Origin of the sequence: Massilia sp. CF038 (assembly GCF_900129765.1) — a bacterium.
GTDB lineage: Bacteria > Pseudomonadota > Gammaproteobacteria > Burkholderiales > Burkholderiaceae_D > Telluria_A.
In genome coordinates this window covers 207370-229475 of record NZ_FQWU01000002.1, presented here as the reverse complement: position 1 = coordinate 229475, position 22106 = coordinate 207370, and the positions used below count along the sequence as shown (strand labels likewise).

The 22106-nt window shown below is 65.4% G+C and carries 18 protein-coding genes; 10 read left to right on the top strand and 8 right to left on the bottom strand.

The window, feature by feature from the left end:
* The first annotated feature begins 112 nt into the window (after positions 1-112).
* From BUC24_RS11080 to BUC24_RS11065, 4 genes are all read left to right on the top strand, one after another.
* Positions 113-2272 (top strand): SPFH domain-containing protein, encoded by a 2160-nt coding sequence (locus tag BUC24_RS11080; protein ID WP_073215640.1) that lies wholly within the window; start codon positions 113-115, stop codon positions 2270-2272.
* 8 nt (positions 2273-2280) lie between these two features.
* A complete protein-coding gene (locus BUC24_RS11075) occupies positions 2281-4524 on the top strand; it encodes an SUMF1/EgtB/PvdO family nonheme iron enzyme (RefSeq protein WP_073215637.1) in 2244 nt (747 codons plus the stop codon).
* 445 nt (positions 4525-4969) lie between these two features.
* A complete protein-coding gene (locus tag BUC24_RS11070) occupies positions 4970-6166 on the top strand; it encodes a porin (protein ID WP_083598876.1) in 1197 nt (398 codons plus the stop codon).
* A gap of 9 nt (positions 6167-6175) precedes the next feature.
* Entirely contained in the window at positions 6176-6589 is a 414-nt protein-coding gene (locus BUC24_RS11065; RefSeq protein WP_073215634.1) for a hypothetical protein, read from the top strand.
* A 135-nt stretch (positions 6590-6724) separates the two neighbouring features.
* Here BUC24_RS11065 and BUC24_RS11060 read toward each other — a convergent pair whose 3' ends face one another.
* The 3 genes from BUC24_RS11060 to BUC24_RS11050 form a co-directional block, all read right to left on the bottom strand.
* Complete coding sequence (locus tag BUC24_RS11060) at positions 6725-8239, bottom strand: FHA domain-containing protein (protein ID WP_083599003.1); 1515 nt, start codon at positions 8237-8239, stop codon at positions 6725-6727.
* Between the two features lie 70 nt (positions 8240-8309).
* Complete coding sequence (locus BUC24_RS11055) at positions 8310-9272, bottom strand: PP2C family protein-serine/threonine phosphatase (RefSeq protein ID WP_073215632.1); 963 nt, start codon at positions 9270-9272, stop codon at positions 8310-8312.
* Positions 9273-9338: 66 nt separating this feature from the next.
* The gene (locus tag BUC24_RS11050; RefSeq protein WP_073215629.1) at positions 9339-10595 is read right to left on the bottom strand and encodes an MFS transporter; all 1257 of its coding nucleotides are present in this window, start codon (positions 10593-10595) and stop codon (positions 9339-9341) included.
* 197 nt (positions 10596-10792) lie between these two features.
* Here BUC24_RS11050 and BUC24_RS11045 point away from each other — a divergent pair, with 197 nt between their 5' ends.
* The 4 genes from BUC24_RS11045 to BUC24_RS11030 all read left to right on the top strand — a co-directional run bounded on the left by BUC24_RS11045 (position 10793) and on the right by BUC24_RS11030 (position 13378).
* The gene (locus BUC24_RS11045; RefSeq protein WP_083598875.1) at positions 10793-11410 is read left to right on the top strand and encodes a PEP-CTERM sorting domain-containing protein; all 618 of its coding nucleotides are present in this window, start codon (positions 10793-10795) and stop codon (positions 11408-11410) included.
* Positions 11411-11513: 103 nt separating this feature from the next.
* On the top strand, positions 11514-12122 hold the full coding sequence (locus BUC24_RS11040) for a hypothetical protein (RefSeq protein ID WP_073215623.1): 609 nt from the start codon (positions 11514-11516) through the stop codon (positions 12120-12122).
* A complete protein-coding gene (locus BUC24_RS11035) occupies positions 12094-12552 on the top strand; it encodes a GNAT family N-acetyltransferase (RefSeq protein ID WP_073215620.1) in 459 nt (152 codons plus the stop codon). The genes BUC24_RS11040 and BUC24_RS11035 overlap by 29 nt, the downstream gene beginning before the upstream one ends.
* A complete protein-coding gene (locus tag BUC24_RS11030) occupies positions 12545-13378 on the top strand; it encodes a hypothetical protein (RefSeq protein ID WP_073215618.1) in 834 nt (277 codons plus the stop codon). Before BUC24_RS11035 ends, BUC24_RS11030 begins: the two co-directional genes overlap by 8 nt.
* A 16-nt stretch (positions 13379-13394) precedes the next feature.
* Here the strand turns inward: BUC24_RS11030 and BUC24_RS11025 are convergent, their stop codons facing one another.
* The 5 genes from BUC24_RS11025 to BUC24_RS11005 form a co-directional block, all read right to left on the bottom strand.
* On the bottom strand, positions 13395-13853 hold the full coding sequence (locus BUC24_RS11025; protein ID WP_073215615.1) for an SH3 domain-containing protein: 459 nt from the start codon (positions 13851-13853) through the stop codon (positions 13395-13397).
* Positions 13854-13865: 12 nt separating this feature from the next.
* Entirely contained in the window at positions 13866-15362 is a 1497-nt protein-coding gene (locus BUC24_RS11020) for a hypothetical protein (RefSeq protein ID WP_073215611.1), read from the bottom strand.
* On the bottom strand, positions 15323-17674 hold the full coding sequence (locus tag BUC24_RS11015; RefSeq protein ID WP_073215609.1) for an FtsW/RodA/SpoVE family cell cycle protein: 2352 nt from the start codon (positions 17672-17674) through the stop codon (positions 15323-15325). The genes BUC24_RS11020 and BUC24_RS11015 overlap by 40 nt, the downstream gene beginning before the upstream one ends.
* Positions 17671-18660 (bottom strand): protein kinase domain-containing protein, encoded by a 990-nt coding sequence (locus BUC24_RS11010; protein WP_073215607.1) that lies wholly within the window; start codon positions 18658-18660, stop codon positions 17671-17673. Before BUC24_RS11010 ends, BUC24_RS11015 begins: the two co-directional genes overlap by 4 nt.
* A 121-nt stretch (positions 18661-18781) precedes the next feature.
* Entirely contained in the window at positions 18782-19255 is a 474-nt protein-coding gene (locus BUC24_RS11005; protein WP_073215604.1) for a YMGG-like glycine zipper-containing protein, read from the bottom strand.
* Between the two features lie 217 nt (positions 19256-19472).
* Here BUC24_RS11005 and BUC24_RS11000 point away from each other — a divergent pair, with 217 nt between their 5' ends.
* The gene (locus BUC24_RS11000; RefSeq protein WP_073215602.1) at positions 19473-20609 is read left to right on the top strand and encodes a metallophosphoesterase; all 1137 of its coding nucleotides are present in this window, start codon (positions 19473-19475) and stop codon (positions 20607-20609) included.
* A gap of 65 nt (positions 20610-20674) precedes the next feature.
* Positions 20675-22102, top strand: coding sequence for a M20/M25/M40 family metallo-hydrolase (locus BUC24_RS10995; RefSeq protein ID WP_373887972.1), 1428 nt, complete (start codon positions 20675-20677; stop codon positions 22100-22102).
* Positions 22103-22106: the final 4 nt, after the last annotated feature.

Here is a 22106-nt window from a genome sequence, read left to right as displayed (position 1 = left end):
AGCGCACGCTTGGCGCTGGCCAGGTACGGGCACGCTGTCCCCTGCTAGAATCGCTTGAGCGGGGCGCGTTTGACGATAACGACCGAGTAGTTTGATTAACCAGGAGCTCCATATGTTCCAGATGTTTGGATTTGGCGGGGTCAAATGCCCGCGCTGCGAGCATAAAAACACGGGCGAGGCCGGCTATTGCGCTGCCTGCGGCCTGACCCTGGGCGCGCGCCGTAGCGAGCCCATCTTTCAGGACAATCGCTGGATTCCTGGCGACAACGAACTGGCAGTCTTCTTTGGCGTGCGCGAATTGTCTGGCCTGTTCGTCAAGATGCTGCGCGTGCCGGCCACCACCCGCGCGTTCATTTTGCAAGGCGGACAAGCGACCGAAGTGCCCCAGGGCGAATACGAGATCGAAGGTTTCTTCACGCGACTCAATCATCTGCTGCGCAACCAGCACGCAGAAATTCTGATCACGCGCAGCGCCGCCATGCCGGTCGAATTCGATTTCGACGGTTTGCAGACGGCCGAGCACCTGGCCGTGGCAGCGCGCTTTACCGTGAGCGTGCGGATCGAACAGGTCAGCGCTTTTGCCCAGCACTTCATGACCATGCCGGGCGTGGTCACCACCGAACATTTGCGCGAACTGCTGGCCCCTTCGGTGCGCCAGCTGGCCGCCGAATTTGTCGCGGCCCAGCCGATCCGCGAAATGGCCGCCAACCGCGACCTGCGCGCCCAGCTCGACGAGCGCTTGCAGGGCGCCCTCAAGCTGCGTCTGGCGCAGTACGGCCTGGCCGTGGTGCAGGTCGATACGCTGGAACTGCGGCACGATAAATACGATGCCAACCGCGCCCGCGTGGGCAGCCTGTGGCTGGCCGCGGACGAGCGCCGGGTCCAGATCGAGCATGCCATGCACCTGGACCAGCTGTACAACGAAGAGGAATGGCAAGCCATCTGGCGCGAAGAACAAGATGCGCGCCTGCGCAGCCGGCGCCAGGAACTGCGCCAGGACGAAAACGCGGGCAATGCCGAGCTATCGCTGGCTGGCGCCGAACGCCTGCATGCGATCCGCGCGCGCGAAATCGAGCTGTATGGCCGCATTGTCGACTCCAAGAACCGCAAGCAGGCGCTGGAACGCGGCGCTGGCGACATCGTCGCCCAGCTGGAACACGAACTGGCCAAGAAAGGCGCGGCCCGCCAGGACGAGGCAGGCCAGTGGGCGCACTTGCGCCGCCTGGCCGAGCTGCACATGCGCACCGAACTGGAACTGGCCCAGCAAAGCGCCAGCGAAGAGCGCCAGATGGCCCAGCAGCGTTTTTCGCACCAGCTGCTGCAGCAGCAGATCCAGAACAAAATCAGCCAGGCGCTGAACATCGAAGATGAAACGCGCAAGCGCGCCGAGCTGGTGCGTCTGCACCAGAAGCAGCAGGATGCAGCCCGGCGCGAACGCGAGATCGAAGAAGCGCACCACACGGCCCAGTGGCAAGCGCTGTCCCTGACCAACGCGGCGCACAAGCGCGAAGCCGAGCGCATCGCCGAATGGGAAGACCAACTCGCCCTGGAGCGCCAGCGCGAACTGCTGCGCACCGGCGCGGCGGCCGAGTCGCTCAGCCAGCACGAAAAACTGCTGCGCACGATCGAGGTCGACGGCATCCATACCCGTCAGACCCAGCAGATTGCGCTGGACGCCGAGCAGCAGCGCCATGCGCTGCGGCTGCAGGAACACGAAGCCCAGTGGCAGCAGGAACTGCGCCGGCTTGACCATGCGCGCGACGAAAAATACGCCCAGCTGGCGCACGAGGCCGAGCTGGCGCGCATCGACATTGCCCGCGCCGAGTCGATTGGCGCCATGAGCGACAGTGCCAAGGTGGCGCTGGCGGCAGGCCCGAACGCGGCGGCCCTGGCCGATGTGATGAAAACCCAGGTACATGCGGGCATGTCGCCCGACCAGTTGGGCGCACTGGCCGGCGTGGTCGCTGCCACCAACAGCGTCAGCGCGGCCGATGCGGCGCGCCTGGCGCAGCAGCAGGTCGAACGCGAGCAAAGCCGGCGCGATGCCGAGATGGACAAGGACAGGCGCCACCAGCTCGATCTGCTGGGCCTGCAGAACGATGTGAACAAGGCGGCATTACGCAGCCAGGCCGATCTGGGTACGGGCGTAGCCCAGGGCAGCCGTGCCAGTGCATCCGCCAGTGGCGCGGCGCCGCGGCGCTGCCCCAATGGCCACGCAGCCGGACCGAATGACAAATTCTGCGCCCAGTGCGGCGCGGCGATACAACCCTGACAGGACCGATGCAAACGGCTAGAGACAAGATTCGCGAACTGCGCGCCCTGCACGAAGACGGCTTACTGAGCCAGCAGGAATTCGACAGCCGCAAGAACGCCATACTGGATGCGGAATACGCGCCCCCGGGCCGCGTGCCCACGCCCATGCCGGCTGCCATCCACATCAAGATGGGCACCGAGATCGGCCTGATGCAGGGCCAGGAAATCGGTCCGCAGAACCGGCGCTACCGGCTCGAGCGCCTGATCGCTCATGGCGGCATGGGCCAGGTGTGGCAAGCCACCGACCTGGCCACCCATGCCGAACTGGGACACAGCGCCATGGTCGCGCTCAAGATCCTGCCGCCGCAGCTGACCCAGAGCGCCAGCCACGCCAAGCTCCTGATCGAAGAAGCGACCCAGGCGCGCCGGCTCGCGCACGAACACATTGTGCGGGTCTACGAATGGGCCCAGGACCCGGCCACGGCCAGCTATTTCATCATCATGGAATGCCTGGAAGGCGAGGACCTCGACAGCCTGCTGGCGCGCGATGGACCGCTGCCGCTGGAGCCCGCGCTGGCCCTGCTCACGCCCGTGGCCGAGGCGCTGCAGTACGCCTGGGACAAGCACAAGCTGGTGCACCGCGATATCAAGCCGGGCAATGTGTTCGTCACCAAAAAGGGCGAGGTCAAGCTGCTTGACTTTGGCATTGCCGCCCGCGCCCGCAGCAGTGCCAGCAGCATTGGCCTGGAAGCGCCCGCCAATTCCGGCACGGCCGGCTACCGCGCGCCCGAAGCGGGCACGCTGCAGCGCCAGCCTGGACGCGCGCTGGACGTGTATGCGGTGGCCGTGATGCTGTACCAGATGGTGGAAGGGCATATTCCGTTTGAAGGCGCGCGCAGCGCCTTGCACGAGCCGCCGCGCCCCGAGGCGTTGACCGAGCGCCAGTGGCAGGTACTGCAGTCGGGCTTTGCCTGGGATCCGGAGCAGCGTCCCGCCTCGGTGGGCGCGCTGCTGCAGGCGCTGCGCGAGGCAGTCGGCCCCACGCCCGAGGAACTGGCGGTCGAACAGGCGGCGGCGCGCGCCAAGGAAGAGCGGCGCCTGGCGCAGCTGGCTGTGCGGCGCAAGGCCGAAGCGGAAGCGGCGGCCGCCGCGCAACTGGTCAAGGACAAGCAGCGGCGCGAGCAGGAAGCCATCGAGCGCGCCGAGGCCGAAGTGGCCAAGCGCGAACGCAAGGAGGCATTGCGCCAGCAATTGCTGGAACGGCGCGAGGCCGACGCGGCCAAGGCCCGCCTGGCCAAGGAAGAAGCGCAGCGCAAAGCGCTGCAGGCCAAGGCGGTGGCCGCTTACCGCAGCGAGCAGGAACGCGCGCGTGCCGAACAGGCCACGCGCGGCGTCGATGCGCCGTCGGTTGCGCCGCCGGCGAATCTGCCCGTGCCCGATGGGCCGGTGGCTGACACCGAAGGCGTGCTGCGCGACCGCTTCCACGATGGCAGCGGCAGCGGACCCGAACTGGTGCTGATTCCTACTGGCCGCTTCCAGATGGGATCGAACGAGCTGGAACGGCGCAAGGCCATGGAGGCGGGCTCGCAGCTGTCCTGGGTCGAGCGTGAAACGCCACAGCACTGGGTGGGTATCGAGCAGCCGCTGGCCATGGGCCGCTATCCCGTCACGGTGGGGCAATGGCGCCAGTTCGTGCGCGCGACCGGCTGGCAGTCGCAAGGTGAAGTCAATTGGGCAGCGCCGGGTTTTCGCCAGGCGGACGACCATCCGGTGGTCGGCGTGACCTGGTACGACGCGCAGCAATACCTGCGCTGGCTAAGCGAAATGACAGGCCAGGCTTACCGCCTGCCCAGCGAAGCGGAGTGGGAATACGCTTGCCGCGCCGGCACCAAGACTGCGTTCAGCTTTGGCGATGAAATCAATACCGCGCTGGCCAACTACGACGGCAATTACACCTATAACGGCAGTCCCAAGGGCGAATACCGGCAGGGCACCACGCCGGCCGGTACTTTTCCGCCCAACCCCTGGGGCTTGTTCGACATGCATGGCAATGTGTGGGAATGGGTCCAGGACGTGGTGCACGACAACTACGAAGGCGCACCGAACACGGGTGTGGCCTGGGAAGAGGGCGGCGACCAGAGCCGCCGCATCTTGCGTGGCGGCTCGTGGCTGTACAACCCGCGCTATCTGCGCTCCGCACTGCGCAATGGCTTCTCTGCCGCACTGAGCAACGATATTGTTGGCTTCCGGGTGGCGCGCACGCTGATCTGACTTGCATTTGGCGCGCCGCTTCCTACACTGGAAGTGTGTCTGACTGAACGGAGGCGATCATGCAAATTCCTGAAGATCTGCGCATTCCAGCGGTGGTGTTCGGACTTGAAGCGATCCTGCTCACGGGCGCGGCTCTGGTCTTATTTGTCATCATGTAATTTTGGCAGTGTGACTTGTTCATCACCGGTTGATGCCGGTGATGAATTGTCACGTCTATCGTCTGCATTTCTGACCCCGGTGATCGGCCCGTGTGGCGGCTTGCCAGCTTGATCACGCCACTTTCCTCGCAAGATTAATTGTTCGCTAATATTGAAGCGGGCCTACAGCCATATGTGTCCGTTCAAAACAACACATTCGTCAAAACTCCCTAAGTTTGAGTACACAATTTTGCGCCGAAGGAACAAACTAGCTGGAGCAAATGAACGATCAACTTTCAGGAGTAACAATGACGCATCCCATTCCAAAGACCTTAGTGACAGCGATGCTGGCCGCTTTCGCCATCACGGCACAGGCCGCCGACGGCCCCACCGTCACTGTCAGCGGCTTCGGCACGGCTGGCGTGACCATGACCGATAACGACCAGGCCGAATTCATTCGTCCGAACCAGGCGTCCGGTGCCGGCGAAGACGCGCGCACGGGTGTTGATTCCATCTTCGGGATTCAAGCCACGGCCAAGATGAACGACCGCATTTCGCTCACCGCGCAAGGCCTGGCACGGCGCCAGCAGCGCGGCCACTGGGGTGCGGAACTGGCCTGGGCATTTGCCAAGTTCAAGGCCACCGACAAGCTCGACATTCGCGTCGGCCGCATGGGCCTGCCGGTGTACATGATTTCCGACTTCCGCAACGTGGGCTACGCCAATACCATGCTGCGACCGCCTGCCGAGGTCTATCGTCAGGTGACGGCCGACTCGTTTGACGGCGCCGACCTGGTGTACCAGGACACCTTTGGCGAGACCACCGTGACGGCCCAGTTTGGCGTCGGCCGCACCACCAGCAAGACCCCGAACAATGTGAACGTCGTGTTCAAGCCGCTGACGGCCTTGCACATCGTTGCCGAACACGGCCCGATGAGCTTCCGCTTCGGCCGCGCCGATGCCGATTTCTCGATCGAGAACAACACCACGCTCAACGGCCTGGTGGCCACGCTGCGCCAGGTGGGCCTGACCCAGGCTGCCAACGACATTGCAGCGCAAGACGTGCGCGGCTCCTTCACCTCGCTCGGTTACACGCTCGACTACAAGAACGTGCTGGTGCAGGCCGAGTACGCGGTGCGCAAGACCGACACCCGCACCGTGCATGACACCACCTCGTATTACGCGATGCTGGGCTACCGCTTCGGCAAGGTCACGCCGTACTACTACTACGGCAATATCAAGCAGGACGATCCACGCACCTATGCCGGCTTGCCCACCACCGGCCCGCTGGCGCCATTGACTGCCGGCGTGAATTCGGTGGTCAAGGCCGCGCTGCAGTCGACCAATGCGGTTGGCGTGCGCTGGGACTTCAGCAAATCAGCTGCGCTCAAGGTGCAGGTTGACCACGTGTCGCCCAAGGATGGACCTGGCGCCTTTGTGAACGTCAAGCCCGGCTTTAAGGGCCCCGTCAATGTATATGCCGCTGGCATCGACTTCGTATTCTAAGGAGAAGCCATGAAAACGAAAATCGGCATGATGTTGTTGGCCGCAGGCCTGGTCGTGGCCAGCGCGCCCGTGTTCGCCGCGGAGATCGTGGTGATCGTGAATCCGAAAAATCCCGCCTCGCGCATGTTCAGCGAACAGGCGGCCCAGTTCTTCCTGGGGAAGTCGTCCCTGTTTACTCCGATCGAGTATGACGATGGGGTCGCGATCCGGAATGAGTTCCATACCAAGGTGCTGCAGAAGGATTCAGCCCAGGTCAAGGCGATCTGGTCCAAGCTGGTGTTCACCGGCAAGGGCACGGCGCCCAAGGAATACAAGAGCGCGGCCGAGGTGAAGAAGGCGGTTGCGGCAGATCCGCAGGCGATTGGGTATATCGACAAGTCGGCGGTGGATGACAGCGTCAAGGTGATCCTGACGGTGCAGTAAAAACAAAACCCGCGCAAGCGGGTTTTTTTTGACTCATCGTCCTCGCGCAGGCGGGGACCCATAGACAGCGTGGCCCACGACAGCGCATGCGTGGTATGGGTCCCCGCCTGCGCGAGGACGATGTTGTTCAGTCGCTCAGGCCGTGTACATGTCAATCAAAGCCGCGCCATGCGGCACTTTGAGTGTGGTGCGCACGATCCAGCATTCGGGATAGGATTCGGCGGCGAAGCGCGTGTGCGGCGGGATCTGGCGCAAGGCTTCCAGCGGCGTGTTCGGCGTGAGCGCGGTTTCCTTGCCGCTGTCCGGGTCCAGATGCCAGAAGCCGCCGTTCTGGTGAAACAGCAGCGGCATGGCAGCGGCCTTCGGCAAGGCGGTATAAGCCGGCACCGGGAAGCCCGGATGGCAGCCCGGCTCCAGGAAATAGAAGCATTCCGCCTGCGCGCCTTCATCGATGCGATGCATGATCACGCCATTGGGCAGCAGCGCCGTCACGCTCAGCACAACGATGCCCTTGATGCTGGCCGATAGTTCGATCCGCATCCCCAGGCGCAGTTGCACCGGCTTGCCCTTGCCAGGCCAGACCCCGTCCAGCAGCAAGCCATAGCGCGACACGTCTTCAATTTCAAAGCCGCCGGCGCCGCGCCGGATCAGGGCGTGGCGCCCCGAAAGCCGGCGCGTAAGGCCGTCGCGGTCCTGGCCGTCGGCGCCAAAGTGGGTCAGCAGCACATCGGCTTCAGGGTCATACAATTCGAACCGGCCCAGCACGCACTCCTGCATCGAGAACAAACGCACCTGGCGCTGGGCGCCCGCTTCGGGCGCAGCATTGACCAGGCACGCCATGGCCGCCTGGTGCGGGTGCGGCAAGCTCTGGGCCGGTACGTCGATTTCGATCAGGTCTTCATCCCAGGCGATGGTGGAAAAGCTGATGTCGACCTTGCCCGGGCGCTCTTCGAGGTTCAGGTTGGCGATGGACGCATTGCGCGCGTGCAGGTCGATGTCGACCCGGCCGCCCGCCGACTGCGCGTTCACGCGCGCAATCGAGGCGTCGTCGGCCATCACGCGCACATTCTTGTGAGTGGCCAGGAAGGTCTGGTGAATTTCGGTCAGGGTGGCATCCGGGCGCGGCACCAGGATCACCAGGGTGGCCACCCATTTGTGGCTGATGCGGGCATCTTTCTGGCAGTACAGTTCGACCTCGATGCGGTACTGGCCGTGCTCTTTGTCGCGCGAGGAAAACTCGATGAACAAGGGGCGCCAGTCGCCGCGCAGAGTGCGTGCCACCGTGTGGCGCGCCGCCCCTTCAGGCAACAGGGCTGAATGCAGCTGCACCGTCACCAGCGGTTCGCAGGTGGCGGGCAGGCCGCGCAAATCGAGCTTGATGGCCTGGCGCCCGCCGGCAGCGCGCGGGTCAAAGCCACTGATGTGCAGGTGCGGCTGCTCCAGCGGGGCTGCGGCGCGTTCGGGCAATTCGAGGGCGCGCGGCGCGATCGCGCCTTGCACCGTGGCCGGGCGCGCGCTGCGCAGGGCGGTAATTAATTCGTAGCTCGACGGCGTGGCCGCGCTTTGCGCATGGCCGCTGGCACAGGCGCTGTCGCCCGGCAGCACCCAGTGGGTGCAGTGCGGATGCTGTGCGTTGTTGCATTTTTTCATAGCAATAATGCCCAATCGAATTTAGTTCTAGCTTACGCGGTTTTGCCTGCCGGCGGCATCCAATAGCGTGTCATGCAGCCGCCACGGGCAAGGCCGTTTCGCTGCCCGGGCAGGGGCGCAGCACAATGGCGGTCAGATTGTCGGGATACAGCTCCAGCGGGGGCGTCAGTTCCACGCCGGCAAACAGGGCATCACACATCGCACTTGCGCTGTGGCACGATTCCAACAGGGCCGGCCAGCGCAAAATCGGCGCCACCGGTTCAGCGCAGGCCCAGAAGCCGTCGCTGGCCAGGATGTAGACGGCGCCAGCCTGCAGTTCCAGCACGCGCCGGTCCGGCAGGTGGTACAGATAGGGCGGCAGATTCAACGGTGACAGGGCGTACAGCGGATCGCTCAGCTCGGCAGTATTCGAGAACGCATTGCCCAGAATAAAAGCCTGGGAAATCTGGGAACGGTGTTCGCCATGGACTTGCTGCCACCATTCGCCTTCGTCAAGCATGCCGGCCATGGCGCAGGCCGTTGCGGGCACATGGTCAATGGTCAGAGGCGTCACGCGCCCGTTCTGCACCTCGTACAGGCGCGAGTCGCCCACGTGGTACAGCATGGCGGCCTGGCCGGCACGCAACTCCAGCATGGTCAGCGTGGTGCCGGGACGCTTGTCGTCGGTCCCGTCGGTGCCGAACTGCTGCTGCAAGCGGGCGTGCAAGACCTCGAGCTGCTCACTCATTGCATGCAGGCTGGTGCAGGGCGGCAGGGCCAGCAAGCCATCGACCACAGCTTCAGCCGCCTCGCGCCCACGACCATGGCCACCCATGCCGTCCAGTACGGCCACGCGGGCGTGACCAAGCGGCCAGCCGGGGATCTGCTGTTCGCAAGCTCGTTGGTTTTTCAGGAAATGGGCCAGGCCGGTGCCATCGATCAGCAGGTAATTGTCCTGGTTTTCCGCGCGCACCACCTCGCCCGCGCCGGCTTCGGAGCGCGCGGCCACGTCCAGTCCGGGGGCAAACAGGGCAGGGTGGGACGACAGGGGCATGGTTCGCTACGCAGTGATGGGCAATCATGACAGCTTATCCCATCGGGCGAATTTCCAAAGCACCGATCAGATAGGGCTTTCCCGCTTTGCTGTCATCAGCGCAATAGCATTGATGACAACACAGGCGCCCGCCACGGTCAGCGCCAGGCGCACGCCAGCCACATCGGCCAGGCGGCCCCACACCACGCTGCCAGCTGTATAGCCGGCCGCCATGACAAACAGGTAGATCGACAAGGTGCGGGCGCGAATGGCGGGCGGGAACGAGAGCTGCGCAGCGGCGTTGAGGGTCGACACCGTGGCGGACCAGGCCATCCCGGCCATCATGATCAGCGGCACCATCAGATACAGGGAGCGCAGCTGGGGCAAGGCCAGCAGCATGGTGCCGTACATCAGCAGGGAAGCGGCCAGCAGGCGGGTCTTGCCCACGTGCTGGCGGATGGTCGGCAGCAGCACGGCGCCAAGCACGGCGCCGGCACCCAGACTGCCCATCAACAGGCCGAACACACGCGAATTGAGGTGCAGCACGTCCTTGACGAACACGGGCAGCAGCGACGCAAATGCGATCGTGGCAAAAAACACCGTGCAGACATTAAACAGGATGTGACGGTAGCGCGCGCAACCGAGCGCGGTATGCAGGCCCGCCTTCATATTGCGCAGAAACCCGGCGTGACAGGGTGCGGGCGCCGCGCCTTGTTCTTGCCACCAGAACCAGTAGACGCCCAACAAGCCGATGAAGGAGGCGGCATTCACGAGGAACAAGGCGCCGGGACCGACCCAGGCAAACAGCAAGCCGCCCAGTGCCGGGCCGACGATGGCCGCCACATTGTAGGACAGGTTGTTCAAGGTTGCGGCCGCCTCGACTTCGTTTGGTTCGACCAGCCCCGACAGGGACGCTTGCCATGCCGGCCACACGAAGGCCGAGCCGCTGCCCAGGCAAAAAGTCAGCGCCAGTACCGGGCCAGCGGAGGTATGGCCACTCATCACCAGCGCGGCCATCGCGCAGGCGCACACGGCCATGAACAGATTACACAGGAACAGGAATTTCGGACGGTTGACGCGGTCTGCCACCACCCCGGCCAGCAGGGCAAACAGGAACACCGGCACATAGGTGGCGGTTTGGACCAGGGTGCTGGTCGACGCCGAGGTCGAGACCGTCGCCAGCAGCCAGGCCGAGGCAAAGGTCTGGGTCCAGGTGCCGAGATTCGATATGAGGTTGGCAAGCCAGAGCTGGCGGTAACGCGCGTGACGCAGCGGGGTCGTCAACGCAATCCTGGGACGCAGCGGTGTGCCAGGCAAGGGAGCGGTCAAGCTATCTTTGGACATGATGAGCTAGTCTACGGGGCCAGCGTGCACATGGTCAACTTACTTGTGATGCGGCAATGCAAGCAGGTGTAACAAAGGGTGCGCTGTGGCGAAATTGCTGCGCCAGCGCGGTGGCGCGGCGCAGGCGCCGGTTATGATAACGACATCGCAGCGCGGCTGCGCCCGCGCCACGCGCGCCACTTTTTTTCGGGACCAACATGAACACATTCTTTCGTTTATTGTCCGCCTGCCTCGCACTGACCCTGCTGTGCGGCGCGCCCGCGGGCGCCACCCCGATCAACTTGCGCATTACCTGGAGCGGCGAGGCCTTCCAGAACAGCGCCACTGGCATCGGCTTGCTCAGGCTGGACGACTCGCTGCTGGCCGAAGATGGCGTGATCACCGGCGACAATCCCTTGTTCGGCTCGCTCGTAGTGAAGATTGCCGGCGCTGGTGTGGGCGACGGTACCTTCACCATGCGGGACTTCTTTTATATCGATTTTCTGGAAGCGCAGAATCTGGACCTGAGCCGCGAACTGATTGGCCAGCCCTTGGGCAACGGCTGCCTGTACGGCACTTCGCGCGGCGCTTGCGGCGATGGCAACGGGGGCGACTTCAACGTCTTCAGCAACATTCCCGTTCCCTTCGGTACCTGGTATTTTGAAATCATGGTCGCCAATGGCGACCGCTTGCTGGTCACCTCCATCCTGCCGGTGGCGAGCGTGCCCGAACCCGGTACCCTGGCGCTGCTCGCGCTGGCAGCGCTGGGTTTGACTGCTGTGTTTTTGCTGTCAAAAGCCAGTTCGGGCACTGTTTCGGCTGTGCCGTCGCGCTGAGGGGGCGCTGCAGCGAATTGCTGCGCGAGCACGTTGCTGTTATGATAATGTTGTCGCGGATTTCCGCGCTGCCCGCGCGCTTTGCGCTTTTTTTGAGACCCTGATGAAACGTTTTTTCCGCACCTTTGCAGCCGCCATGGCGCTGACCCTGGTAACCCATGCGCCCGCCAGCGCGACCCCGATTGCTTTCGACATCAGCTGGAGCGGCGCGTCGTTCCAGAACAACGCGACTGCCAACGCGGTGCTCAAGCTTGACGATTCACTGCTGGCCCTGGAATCGACGATCATCGCGCCCGGCTTTGAATCGTTTGTGATGCATGTTGCCGGCGCTGGCGTCGGGAATGGCACGTTCACCGTGGCCGATTTCTTTAATCTGCAATTCCTGAAAGCGAAGGACCTGGACCTCAGCCGCGAGCTGATTGGCCAGACCCTGGGCAATGGTTGCCTGTTCGGCAGCTCCCGCGGCGCCTGCGGCGGCGGCCAGGGCGGCGAGTTCAAGCTGACCGGCTTTTCTTCTCCCACGCCGTCCAACACGTTTTACTTTGAAATCATGGTGGGCAACGGCGACCGCCTGCTGCTGACGTCCATCCGTCCGCTTGCCGCTGCCGCTGTCCCGGAGCCGGGCACGCTGTCCCTGTTCGTGCTCGCCGTCCTTGGCCTGGCGGGCATGTTATTGTTGTCAAATGCAAATCCGACCACTGTCCGCGACTGATATCCCCGCCGCAGCAAGCTTGCTGCGCTTGCTGGCCGAGCGCAGCATTGTGCAGGACTGCGCCCCGGTCGATGCCGCGGCCTTCCTGCGCGAACATGACGCCGACGGGATCGCGCGCCATCTGGCAGACGGCATGGCGTATCACGTGGCCACCAGAGACGATGTGCTGCTTGGCTTTATCGGCGTGCGTGAGCGGCGCCATGTGTTCCACATGTTTGTCGATCAGGCCCATCAGCGCCAGGGTGTGGCCCGGGCCTTGTGGCAGCACGCCCGTGCTGCAGCCGGCAATCCGGCGCAGATGACCGTCAATGCCGCCATTGGCGCCGTGCCCGTGTACCGCGCGCTCGGCTTCGTTCCCACTGCGCCCGTGCAGTCTCGCAACGGAATCGCTTTCCATCCAATGCAATTTGAAGGGAGTGTGCATGCGTAAATTTGGGGCAGCACTGTTGTGTGCGGCCGCCGCCAGTGCGAGCGCCCAGCAAGTCCATGTTTTTTCTGATGGCAAACCGTATTTGGAAGTTGATGCCGGCAACGCCAGCCGCAGCCGCGCGCCGGATGAACGCAAGGCGCAACTGCCATTGGAAGCGCGCCCCGACGCGAGTGCGATCGCCGCTGCCCACGCGGCCGCCTTTTTGGCATGCGGGCTGGACGAAAGCAAGTATCCGGCCGAGCAGGCGCCGCTCAAGGAGCAGCTTGACTACTTCGTCAAAACGGCCACCTTCGTGCCGGTTCCGGGCAGCAGCAAGCTGATTCTGATTGGCGAGTTTGGGCGCGGCAAGGCGGTGGTGGACACTGCGCCCCTGCGCGTCATCACGCCCCAATGCCCGGCGGGCATGCGCACCCTGTTCTGGTCACCGGGCGCCAAGCGCGTGGTGTACGCGACCCAGCACGTGGACAAGATCGCCTTCCATGGCGACAGCCGCGCCATGTGGAGCGCCGACTATGGCCCGGCCCAGGACTTGTACCTGGTGGACGGGGCCGACACCGATGCGCCGCTGCACAAGCTGCTGCGCCTGCCGGATGAAAAAGTGCTGGACGTGCTGGTGCCTGACAGCGGCGCCACTTTGTGGGTGCTGAGCGCAAGCGACAAGCTCGATCTGCGCAGCCCGCGCAAGTGGTGGCGCGCGCTGGTACGCGAACCCGTGCGCAAGATGGATATTGTGCTGCGCCAGGTTGATTTGCATGGCAAAACGCTTGAGCAGATCACCGTGGCCAGCGGCGTCGCAGCCGGTGCCGCCCAGTTCGTGCGCGAGTAGGCCGCCGCACGTGCTTCTAGTGCGCTGCGCCCTCATTGGCGCGGCGCAGCCACAGACTGCTGGACCAGCCTTCCACCGTCTTGCCATCGACCCTGGCTTGCACCTGCCACCAGTCGCCCTGGCGCACGCCCGTGGTGGTGACCATGGTCCCAGCCGGCACCACGGCAATCCGGCTGGATGCCGTGCCAATGGCGCTGCGTAAATTCAGGTCTTCGTGCACCCGGTAACTGCGCCCGGCGTCGCGCGCATTGGCCGACAGGGTGGTCGCGGGCGTGGCCGCCAGCGCCGGCGCGGTGGCTGGCGCCAGCCATAAAATCAGACTGGCAATGGCCCAGGTGCCCAGGCCCACCACCGCCAGCGCACGCGCGTTCAGCTGGCGCCACCAGTGGGCAGGCGTCAGCCAGGCGGCCAGCATCAAGGTCACCAGCAGCGCGATGGCGACGGCAGCAATACTCAGATAGCTCAGGTGGATCATGTTTACTCCCGCTCAGGCGTCAAAGCGCAGCACGTAATGGCCGGCGACCAGATGGTGGCCCGGCGGCAGCAGATAAGCCTGGTCGCTGCTGATGGTGGCCACGTATTGCAGATCGGCGTCAAGGTGGTACAGCGCCTGGGTCGCACTGAGCCGGTGGATCTGAAACCCGGCGCTGCCTGCCTCGAAACTGAAGGCGCTGCGCGACAGTCCCAGCCGGTCAGCACTGGCTGCAGCGCCGCTTTGCTGCAAGAAGCGGGGAGAATCGAGCACGCGCAACGCAGCGAGCATGGGTGCGCTGCGTCCGAACACCAGGCGCGTGCCGCCGGCCACAGGCAGGCTGGCCGGCTGCGGCAGCATCAGCGTGGCGCAGTAGCGGTCCGCCATGGCCATTGGCACGGCGCGCAGCTCGATCGCGGCCGTGCCGCCTGGCGCGAAGCGCGCTGGCGCCTGCACGTTCTGGGCCTGCTCGCCCATGATGGCTTGCAGCTGATCGTCGCCATCGACGCAAAAACGGATGGCTGACGGCATGCCTTGCGGCGTCAGCGCGAGCGCGTGATCGAGGCCGATGTCAAGCCGGGTCGCGCCCGTGTCGCGATAGCGCGACAGGCGCGGCAAGGCCAGCGCCACCAGGCTGACGCGCTGCTGCGCCGCGGGTGCGAAGGTAGCGTCGTTTTCCACTGGCCCGCGTGGGCGCTGGCTGAGCGGCACGGCAGTGGCATCCGTGCGGCTCTTCCAGACCGCTGCCGGCCTGATACTGCGTGCGGCCGGGGCGGCGGCGTGCACCCGCGCGATCTTGAGCAGCAGGCGCACTGGTTCGCCCGCGCCATCGAGCACGCCGCGCCGGGTAATGGCATACGCGTCCGACTCGCCATCGAAGCTGCACTCAAAAGCGCCCTTGGGACGCACATGCACTTCGATCGGCGCATCCGGCCCGTCATTGACCAGCAGCAGGGCGCCGTCGCTGCCGAAGGCCCAGCCAGGTGCGCCATGGCTGGCGTGTTCGCCGTCCTGGCCAATCAGGGCCAGGCGCTGGTGCAGGTACATCGCGCACACGGGGTGCCAGCTGCTGCCATCTGGCGAGCTGCTGACCTGGTACAGGACCTTTTCACCGGCGCTGGGCAGGTACACGGCATGGCCGAATTTGACTTCGACTTCGCCTGGCTCGAGCTGCTCGGTGCCAATCACGTCGTAGCGCACGTCGTCGCTGCCGAGCAGGTCGCCGAAATCCTTTTGATGCAGCGCCGTGAGCGACTGCGCCAGATCGCGCACACGGGCGCCGCGGGTCAGGTGGCGGTCGTCGTCCAGCTCTTCCTGGGCCAGCATCAGCGTCACGTGCGAGAAGCAGCGCACGGGCGCGCGCCCGCGCAGTTCGCGCGGCGAGCGCTCCAGCAGGTCACGCAGCAGGGGACGGCGGGTGAACAGGGCCAATCCGGGCGCCTGCCAGATCGCCTCGGCATTGAATACGTCGCTTACCTTGCCCAGGACTTCGTGTTGGACATAGACCGGCATGATGACTTCTCCTCGATTGATTGCGCGCTGATGGCATGGAACGCTAGCAGGGGGCAGATGAAAAACAGCAGATGGCTGCCGCCGGCCGACAGAAAACTCATGGGCTGGCCCATGATGGGGAAGATGGCCAGGTTGGTCCCCCACGACAGCAGCAAATGGCCCAGCACGAAGGCGGCGCCGCCGCACAGCACAAAGCAGCGCAGGCGCCATTGCCAGGCCTGGCGGAAGTCGCGCGCTGCCTCGCTGGCGGCAAAGGCGGCAGCTGCTGTCTGCAGCAGGCCGGTCAGAAACATGGCTTGCAAGCCCCACAAGGCCAGTGCCCCCAGCAAACCATGGCGCTGGATGAAAAAGGCGGGGGCAAAGTCATCCTGGACGGCGGGAATGGCGAGCGCATCGCCGGCCGACTGGCCCAGCGCGCCGATCCCGAGCCAGTTGGCGTTGCCCCACCAGGCGCCATCGCCCACCGCGCGCGCCGCCAGCAGCAGTTGCTGACCGGTGTGTGGATGGCTGGCCGGGTCGAGCCAGACAGCAAAGCGGTCGGCGTAAAAGCCCAGTTGCGCCAGATCGGCCCCGCCCTGGTAACGCAGCAGGACCACCACGGCGGCGCCGCCGAGAATGACAGCGGCGAGCAGCGCCACCGCGCTGCGGCGCCGTGCTGCCATCGCCCATGCCAGCGCCATGACCATGCTCCATACCAGCAGCAGAATCAGCGGCGAAAAATCGTCGACTTCCAGCAGCGCCAGACCAAGCAGGGCAACAAACAGCAGGGCTGGTCCGGCCAGACGCATCCAGCGCAATGGCGCACTGTCGTGCTGCGGCAAGCCGCGCTGCCAGCCCAGGCCGATGGCCAGACAGTGGGCCGTGAGCGCGGTCAGCGCCAGCTTGGCAAATTCAACCGGCTGCAAGTCGAACACGCCGGTCTCGTCGCCCAGCATGACTTGCAGCCCCAGGGCCAGCAGGGCCAGGCCAGCGAGCGCCGCCAGCAGGTACTCCAGGCGCAGCTGGGGCAGCGCCAGTGGGGCCGCGCGCAGACGCAGGCGCAGATGGGTAGCGAGGCCAAGGCCGATGGCCAGCAAGGCAGCGCTCTTCTGGAAGTGGCGTGGCCAGGATGACTCCAGTGCGCCCAGCCCGAGCTCGAGCTGCAGCAGCATGCCGATGCCAAGCAGGAGCACCCCGGCGCTGGTGGCCAGCGTGACGCGCCCGGCGCCGAGCAAGAAGGTCCACAACGCAGCCCACACCAGCAGCAGCGAGACACCGATGCCCACGCCAGCACCTGAACGCTGCAGCAGCATGGCGCCGAGGCCGGCAATGGCCAGCAGCAGCGTGGCCGCCGCGCCCAGGCGCTGTGCGGGGGTGCTGTCGCGGCCCCATGGCCAGCGCCCGCCGTGCCATGCCAGCGCCCCCGCCCCGGCCACAGCTGCGCTCAGGGCCAGCATCAGTGCCCATGCCGATCCGCCAGGCAGCGACCACAGGGCGCGCTGCTGCCAGCGCCAGCTGACGCCAGGGGGCAGGGTGACGCTCGGTTCGGTGTACAGGCCCACATGGCGCAGGGGGCGCAAGAGCAGTGCCGCGTCATCGCGCTGCAGCGCGAAGCGGGTGCGTCCGACCACCAGCGAGGTCACGCCGTCGAGCCGCTCTTCCTGGCGCGCCAGGTCGGCGCCGTCCACCAGCAGCGGCGCCTGCGGGTCAATGTTGGACAGCACAAGCGCGTGCTGGCCGCGCGCCAGCACCGCACTGGCGCCGCCCAGGCCGGCGATCGGCAAGCGGTTGCCACAATACAGATTGCCGCCAAACGCCAGCGGCCGTGCACTCGTCATGGCTTGTGGCGCCAGCCGGTTCCACAGGGCGACGGTACGCGCGCCGATGCCGCTGCCCGGGCATGCCGCCTGGGCTTTGCCATCGCGCAGCAGCGTGGCGCCGTCATAGCGCCAGCGGCTGCCTGCGCCAGCCAGTTCCACCTCACGCGGGGTGGCATCGGCAACGGTGAAGGTGGCAGCACCAATGCGCCACTGCTGGCCGGCCGACGGCGCGCCGGAACCCATGCGGCGGTCGCTGCCAGCGCGTTCAAGCAGCACCTGTTTTGTACCACTGACATTGCGTATCCACCATGCGCCGTCGCGCGCGCGCCGGAGCGCGAGATGATGGGCTGCCGCTTGCGGGGCCGCCAGTTCGGCGCGGCCCAGCTGCAGCGCTTGTCCCGGCTGCAGTGCAACGCTAATGGCCGCCGGTGCATGCACGGCAGGGGAGCGCCACAGGCACAGCAGCTGCAGCAGGCACAGCACTAGCAGGGCGCAGGCGGTGGGCGTTCTCATGCTGCGCTCCGCAGCCAGAAGTGGGGTTCGGCCGCGCCATCGCCGCTCGATGCAACGGGGCAGGCTGCACTGCCAATTGCGGCCAGCATGCGGCTGATGTCGAGCGCGTGGCGCGGGCGCGCTGCCGGCGCCTGGGCCAGCAGTGCGCGCAGCAGGGTCAGCGCGGCGGGTGCGGCGGCGCTCCCCGCCGCGTGCGCGAACAACTGCGCTTCATCCTCTTGCAAGGTGGGTGGGATCTGACCGCCATGCTCGGCCAGCAGGCGCGCTGGCGCCTGTGCCAGATGCACGCGCCACGCCTCGCCGCAACTGCTGCAAAAACGCAGCTGGCGCCCACCGGTCACCAGGAAGTAGAGCATGGCACCGAGCGCAAAATAGTCGCTGCGCGTATCGGTCTGAAACGTGTGTTGCGCGGTCGGGAAGAACTGCTCCGGCGCCTGCCAGCTGGCGGTGCCGCAGTACACGCCTGGCGCCAGCGCGGCGCGCAGGCGGCTGGTGCCAAAATCGGCCAGCTTGACGTCGCTGCCGCTGCGCCCCACCAGCACGTTGGCCGGTTTCAGGTCGAGATACAGCCAGCCGTGGCGGTGCACGGCGGCCAAGGCCTGGTTGATCTGCCCGACCCATTCCAGCATGTGCTGGAAGGAGCCGGCGGCGTTGGGCGCGCGGGCCAGGTCCGGGCCCATCAATTCGAGCGCCATCACGGGCAAGCCCTGGTGCACGCCATGGTCAAGCAGCGGCACAATGTGGCGCTCATCCCAGGGCGCCAGGCTGCACAGGAAATCGATCTCGGTGGCGGCGCTGCTGATCCAGCGCTCTTGCAGGGCCGGATCGGCGCGTCCCATCTGCTCTTCGTTGATCAGCTTGAGCGCCACCTCGGCGCCCTGGGGCCCCCGGGCTTGCCACACCACGCCGTAGGACGACGCGGCCAGGCGCGTGCCGAGGCGGTAGTTACCTGCACCGAGTGTGATGATATCGCCGTCCCCCAGCATGCTGCGTCTCCCCGTGGCGACGGCATCTGCCGTCAGGCGCAACTAGTCGGGGGTGGGGGAAAACGGGGACGAAAAAAAACCTGGCGCAAGGCCAGGTTTTCTGTGTGCTGCAAGGTGCTGCTTACCAGCCATGGCCCCGGCCATGACCACGGCCGTGACGGTGGCCATGACCGCGGTAGTAGCCGCGCGGTTCGACATACACCACGGCAGGTGGTGCGTAGTAGCGTGGGGCAGGACGGTAGTAGACCGGTGCCGGCTCGTAGTAGGTGCGCTCCTGTACATACACTGGTGCAGGGGCGGCGTAGTAGCCGTCGTCATAGCGACGGTCTTCGTAGCGGGCGTCGCCGCCATAGTAGTTGACGCGGGTGTCGACATAGGTGCGGCTGCGGCCGTCGGTACGGACCGAATTGCCCACTGCCGCGCCAAGGACACCACCCACCAGCGCGCCGTTGCGGCTGCCGGTGCTCGACCCGATGGCCGCGCCGACCACGGCGCCCACTGCGGTATTGACACCCCGGTCGCTGGCCGATGCCGTCGAAGTGACGGCCGTCGCGGCGATAATCAGGGCAGCACCTACAAATTTGGTATTGAACATGGCGTTTCCTTTGTGGCCTCAGTCGAGATCGGGATGATCACCATAGCGCTGGGGCATGAGTGAACTATAGCGTGAGCACATGAAAAAGCGATTGTTAATACAGAATCTTACAAATCGGCTTGGTCTGTAACAGCTAACGGGGCTGGCGCAACATGGCCCTTGCACATGGGCCTGACACCCCCATCTTAAGGCGATACCCGCTGAAACAGGATTTTCCATGCCTCCACGCCGTGTGATCGTGACCGTTCTGGGTCTGCTCGTACTGTTGCATTTTTACATAGGCTGGCGCCTGATTCCCGCCTCGGGTGTCCCGCTGGCGGGTGCTGTCGGCGCCGGCCTGTTGCTGGCCCTGTCAACGGTCCTGATGCCGGCCGGCCTGATCGCTTCGCGTGCGCGGCGCTTCAAGCGCGCCGACCAGCTGGCCTGGGCCGGTCTGCTGGCCATGGGGCTGTTTTCGTCGCTATTTGTCTTGACCCTGCTGCGCGACCTGGCGCTGGGCATGTTGTCGCTGTTTGACGCGGCGACGCCCGCCCTGGTGCAGGGCAGTGCCATTGGCGTCCCTTTGTTGGCAGTGGGCGTGACCCTGATCGGCCTGGTCAATGCCAGGCGGGTGGCGCGCGTGGTGGAAGTAACGGTGCCAATCAAGGATTTACCGGCCGCGCTGCAAGGCTACTCCATCGTGCAGATATCCGATGTGCATGTGGGGCCCACCATCAAGCGCGGCTACCTGAATGCGATTGTCACCAAAGTCAACGCGCTGCAACCGGACGCCATTGCCATCACGGGCGACCTGGTCGATGGCAGCGTGCGGCGCCTGCAGCTGCACACCGAGCCGCTGGCGCGCCTGGTGGCGCGCGACGGCGCGTTTTTTGTCACGGGCAACCACGAGTACTATTCGGGCGCCAGGGAATGGATCGCCGAGATGCGGCGCCTGGGCGTGAAGGTGCTGATGAACGAACACGTGCTGTGCGAACGCGGTGGCGAGTCGCTGATGATTGCCGGCGTTACCGATTTCACCGCCCACCTGTTTGACGAGTCGCACCGCAGCGATCCGCAGCGCGCCGCCGCCGGGGCACCGGACACGGTGCGCGCCCGCATTTTGCTGGCGCACCAGCCGCGCACGGCGCCGGCGGCTGCTGCCGCCGGCTTCGATCTGCAACTGTCGGGTCACACCCATGGCGGCCAGTTCTTCCCCTGGAATCTGTTCGTGCCGCTGCAGCAGCCGTTCACGGCGGGGCTCAACCGGCTGGCCCAGTTATGGGTCTACACCAGCCGCGGCACAGGCTACTGGGGACCGCCGAAACGCTTTGGCGCACCGTCGGAAATCACGCGCGTGCGGCTGGTCGCAGCCTAGGGTGCAAAGAATGACAAGATGCGTTATTGTTTGATTCCCCAATGAATAGTTGAAGGATGCAACGCATGTCACGCACGCCTGTATTGACCCTCCTTGCCGCCTCGCTTGTGTGCGCTGGTGCGCATGCCGCCACACCCGGCAACGATCCCGCCGCCCTGACCAAAATTCGCGACACTGCCATGCGCAGCGACTGGGCCTATCAGCGCCTGGCTGACATGACCGATCTGATTGGCCCGCGTCTGTCCGGTTCTGCCGGTGAGGCGGCAGCGGTGAACCAGGTGGCGGACGCCATGCGCAAGCTGGGCGCCAAGGTGACGCTGCAGCCGGTCAAAGTGCCGCACTGGGTGCGGGGCACCGAGACAGCCGAACTGGTCGACTACAAGGGCCGGCCAGCGGGCGTGACGCAGAAAGTGGTGCTGACGGCATTGGGCGGCTCGGGCGCCACGCCGGAAGCCGGCTTGAGCGCACCGCTGATCGTGGTGCGCAGTCTGGAAGAATTGCAGGCCCGCGCGGCCGAAGTGAAAGGCCGCATCGTGCTGTTCGACGTGCCCTTCGACCAGTCGATGGCCGACCGTGGCCTGGCTGGCCAGGCCTATGGCCAGGTGGTGAAATTCCGTGGCGGCGGCACCAAGATGGCGGCCGACCTGGGCGCCGCTGCGGTGCTGGTCAGCTCGGCAGGGGGCGCCAATTTCAGGCTGCCGCACACCGGTTCCAGCGGTCTGCAGGATGGCGCCCGCATTCCCGCGGCGGCCGTGGCGGTGGAAGACGCATTGCTCATGGCGCGCCTGGCAGCGCGCGGCCCGCTCAGCATGAAGCTGACGCTGACCCCGAAAACCCTGCCGGACGCCGACAGTTTCAACGTGATCGCCGATTTCCCCGGCACCGACAAGGCCGATGAAATCGTCATCGTCTCGGGCCACCTCGATTCCTGGGACCTGGGCACTGGCGCCAATGACGATGGCGCCGGCGTGGTCAGCGCCATGGCCGTGGTCGAAACGCTGAAAAAGCTCGATTTCACACCGCGCCGCACGATCCGCGTGATTGCCTGGGCCAACGAGGAAAACGGCACCCGCGGCGCGCGCACCTATGCGGAAGCCAATCGCACTCTCGCGCCCAAGCACTTTGCCGCCATTGAAACCGATAACGGATCGGGCCGCCCGTTCGGGATGCGCCATAGTGCCCCTTACGAGGCGGGCAAATCGTTTGCACCCTTGCAGGCCACGCTGGAAACGATGGGGGCGGCGGCGCTGCAGCGCAGCGACGTGCTTGGCACGGGCGACTTGAGCGGACTGGAGCAGCTTGGGGTGCCGTGCTTCTCGCCCCTGATCGACAGCTCGGATTACTTCAACTATCACCACACGGCCGCCGATACGCTCGACAAGGTCAATCCGGACAATCTGAAACGGCATGTGGCGCTGCTGTCGGGCTACACCTGGTATCTGGCCAATATGGACGCCCCGCTGGGCCGCTGGAATGCGCCCGTCAAGCAGTAAGCCG

Excerpts from the sequence above, each read along its gene's own strand:
- BUC24_RS11055 (WP_073215632.1), bottom strand. The coding sequence starts at position 9,272 with ATGCCCCTGTCGTCCCACCCTGCCCTGTTTGCCCCCGGACTGGACGTG.
- BUC24_RS10995 (WP_373887972.1), top strand. The coding sequence starts at position 20,675 with ATGTCACGCACGCCTGTATTGACCCTCCTTGCCGCCTCGCTTGTGTGC.
- BUC24_RS11080 (WP_073215640.1), top strand. The coding sequence starts at position 113 with ATGTTCCAGATGTTTGGATTTGGCGGGGTCAAATGCCCGCGCTGCGAG.
- BUC24_RS11070 (WP_083598876.1), top strand. The coding sequence starts at position 4,970 with ATGACGCATCCCATTCCAAAGACCTTAGTGACAGCGATGCTGGCCGCT.
- BUC24_RS11045 (WP_083598875.1), top strand. The coding sequence starts at position 10,793 with ATGAACACATTCTTTCGTTTATTGTCCGCCTGCCTCGCACTGACCCTG.
- BUC24_RS11000 (WP_073215602.1), top strand. The coding sequence starts at position 19,473 with ATGCCTCCACGCCGTGTGATCGTGACCGTTCTGGGTCTGCTCGTACTG.
- BUC24_RS11075 (WP_073215637.1), top strand. The coding sequence starts at position 2,281 with ATGCAAACGGCTAGAGACAAGATTCGCGAACTGCGCGCCCTGCACGAA.
- BUC24_RS11010 (WP_073215607.1), bottom strand. The coding sequence starts at position 18,660 with ATGCTGGGGGACGGCGATATCATCACACTCGGTGCAGGTAACTACCGC.
- BUC24_RS11020 (WP_073215611.1), bottom strand. The coding sequence starts at position 15,362 with ATGCCGGTCTATGTCCAACACGAAGTCCTGGGCAAGGTAAGCGACGTA.
- BUC24_RS11015 (WP_073215609.1), bottom strand. The coding sequence starts at position 17,674 with ATGAGAACGCCCACCGCCTGCGCCCTGCTAGTGCTGTGCCTGCTGCAG.
- BUC24_RS11025 (WP_073215615.1), bottom strand. The coding sequence starts at position 13,853 with ATGATCCACCTGAGCTATCTGAGTATTGCTGCCGTCGCCATCGCGCTG.
- BUC24_RS11005 (WP_073215604.1), bottom strand. The coding sequence starts at position 19,255 with ATGTTCAATACCAAATTTGTAGGTGCTGCCCTGATTATCGCCGCGACG.
- BUC24_RS11035 (WP_073215620.1), top strand. The coding sequence starts at position 12,094 with ATGCAAATCCGACCACTGTCCGCGACTGATATCCCCGCCGCAGCAAGC.
- BUC24_RS11040 (WP_073215623.1), top strand. The coding sequence starts at position 11,514 with ATGAAACGTTTTTTCCGCACCTTTGCAGCCGCCATGGCGCTGACCCTG.
- BUC24_RS11030 (WP_073215618.1), top strand. The coding sequence starts at position 12,545 with ATGCGTAAATTTGGGGCAGCACTGTTGTGTGCGGCCGCCGCCAGTGCG.
- BUC24_RS11065 (WP_073215634.1), top strand. The coding sequence starts at position 6,176 with ATGAAAACGAAAATCGGCATGATGTTGTTGGCCGCAGGCCTGGTCGTG.
- BUC24_RS11060 (WP_083599003.1), bottom strand. The coding sequence starts at position 8,239 with ATGAAAAAATGCAACAACGCACAGCATCCGCACTGCACCCACTGGGTG.
- BUC24_RS11050 (WP_073215629.1), bottom strand. The coding sequence starts at position 10,595 with ATGTCCAAAGATAGCTTGACCGCTCCCTTGCCTGGCACACCGCTGCGT.